We start from the raw sequence: 1,955 nt of genomic DNA on the forward strand, positions 1-1,955 counted from the left end.
GCCCAGATGTTGTACTCCGACAGGGGCGTGATGTTGCCCGGCGTCTGGAAATTGCCGCCGAGCACGATCAGCCGCTTGAGTGCGCCGGTCAATCGCGGCTCCTGCAACAGCGCCATCGCCGCGTTGGTCAGCGGGCCGGTCGTCACCAGCGTGATCTCGCCCGGATTGGCCATGACCGTGCCGATGATGAAATCGACCGCATGTCCCGACGTGGCCTGCCGCACCGGCGTCGGCGCCGGCGGGTTGAACTTCTTCAGGCGATCGCCGAAACGGGCAACGAGCCGTTTTTCGAAATGCACCGGCGCCTCCATGTCGGCCTTGGCGTTGCCTACGATCGGCCGCCACGCGCCGGCGTGAACCGGGATATCGTCACGCCCGGCGAGCGTCAGCGTGTTGAGGACGACGTTGGTGACCTGCTCGATCGGGCCGGCGGCACCGGTCACAGTGGTCACGCCCTCGAGCCGCAGCTTCGGATTGACCGCTGCAAACAGCACGGCGAGAATATCGTCGCCGGCCGAATCCACGTCGAGGATTATGCGTTCCATAAAGGCTTCCTTCACTGGGGATTTTTGCCGCCGGGTTCGGCGTTCTTGTCCACCGACAGCAGCTTGCGCATCGATTCCAGCGTCTCGGCGATAATCTTCGGACGCGCCCGGTAGGACAGCGCGAACAATGCGATCAGCGCGACGACATAAGGAACCGTGAGAACCAGGTAGGAGGGATAGCCGAACGTCTGCAGGCGCAGCGAAAAGGCATCGGCGAAGCCGAACAGCAGGCAGCCGGCCAGCACCTTCAGCGGATCGCCGTTGGAAAAGATCAGGATCGCCACCGCCATGAAACCGCGGCCCGACGACATGTTTTCGGTGAACATGGTGATGTAGCCGAGTGACAGGTGAGCGCCGGCGAGGCCCGCCAGCAGTCCGCACAGCAGCGACGCGATATAGCGGACGCGGGTGATCGAGATGCCAAGCGCCTCGGCGGCTTCCGGCTTTTCGCCGACGACGCGGATATAGAGGCCGAGCCGCGTCTTGGTATAGCAGACGACCAGCAGCGGCACCGCGATGAAGGCGACATAGACGAGCGGCGTGAAGCCGGAGATCAGCGGCGCCCACGAGCCGAGAAGGTCGCGGGCGCCGGGCAGCTGGACTTTCGGCAGGCCGACGATGCCGTGACCGACGATCGAGCCGCGCGTGCCGAAGATCGCTTTCATCAGCGAGATCGTCATGCCGCCGGCCAGGATGTTGAGCGCCAGCCCGACGACCACTTCATTGGCCTTGAAGCTCACCACCAGGACAGCAAAAACCAGGGCGAAGACGAGCGCCGCCGCGACGCCGCAGGCGACCCCCGCCAGCGCGGAACCGGTCCAGATCGACCCGAGGACGGCGAAGAAGGCGCCGACCAGCATCTGCCCCTCGAGGCCGATGTTGAAGATGCCGGCCTTGGTGGTGAACGAGCCGCCGAGCGCGACCAGAAGGATGGGCGCGGTGGTGCGAAGCGTCGCCGCGATCAGCGCGACGTTGATGAGCTTGTCTAGAATTTCCATCGCCGCTCCCCTGCCTGGCTGTCGCCACGCTTTCTCACCAGCACTTGGGCCGACACGCTGAGGATGATCAGCGCCTGGATCACGGTGATGATTTCGCGCGACGCGCTGGTGTCGACCTCGAGCAGCAGCGATCCGTTGCGCAGCGCGCCGAAGAACAGTGCGGTGAAGATGGTGGCGACCGGCGAGCCATTGGCAAGCAGGGCGGCGATCAGCCCGTCGAAGCCGAAACCGGGGGCAAATCCTTCCATGAAGCGGTGATGGACGCCGAGCGTCTCGACGCCGCCGGCCAGCCCGCCGACGGCCCCCGAAAGCAGCAGGACCAGAAAACCCTGCCGTTTCACGTTGACGCCGCCATATTCGGCGAATTTCGGCGCCGACCCGACCATCGTGACGCTGTAACCCCATTTCGTGT

Annotated in this window: 3 protein-coding genes; all 3 read right to left on the minus strand. The window is 64.9% G+C overall.

What is annotated here, in order from left to right; genetic code table 11:
- The coding region (locus tag EOD15_RS33605) for a nucleoside hydrolase (RefSeq protein WP_148129798.1) at nucleotides 1-545 on the minus strand (545 nt) is incomplete at its 3' end.
- 11 nt (nucleotides 546-556) lie between these two features.
- On the minus strand, nucleotides 557-1,543 hold the full coding sequence (locus EOD15_RS33610) for an ABC transporter permease (protein WP_127319582.1): 987 nt from the start codon (nucleotides 1,541-1,543) through the stop codon (nucleotides 557-559).
- A partial coding sequence (locus EOD15_RS33615; RefSeq protein WP_148129799.1) for an ABC transporter permease occupies nucleotides 1,531-1,955 on the minus strand: 425 nt, incomplete at its 5' end. The genes EOD15_RS33615 and EOD15_RS33610, both read right to left, overlap by 13 nt.

This window comes from Mesorhizobium sp. M7A.T.Ca.US.000.02.2.1 (assembly GCF_003996995.1).
GTDB lineage: Bacteria > Pseudomonadota > Alphaproteobacteria > Rhizobiales > Rhizobiaceae > Mesorhizobium.

Bases quoted from the DNA above. Each gene is read 5' to 3' on its own strand.
- EOD15_RS33610 (WP_127319582.1), bottom strand. From the start codon at position 1,543: ATGGAAATTCTAGACAAGCTCATCAACGTCGCGCTGATCGCGGCGACG.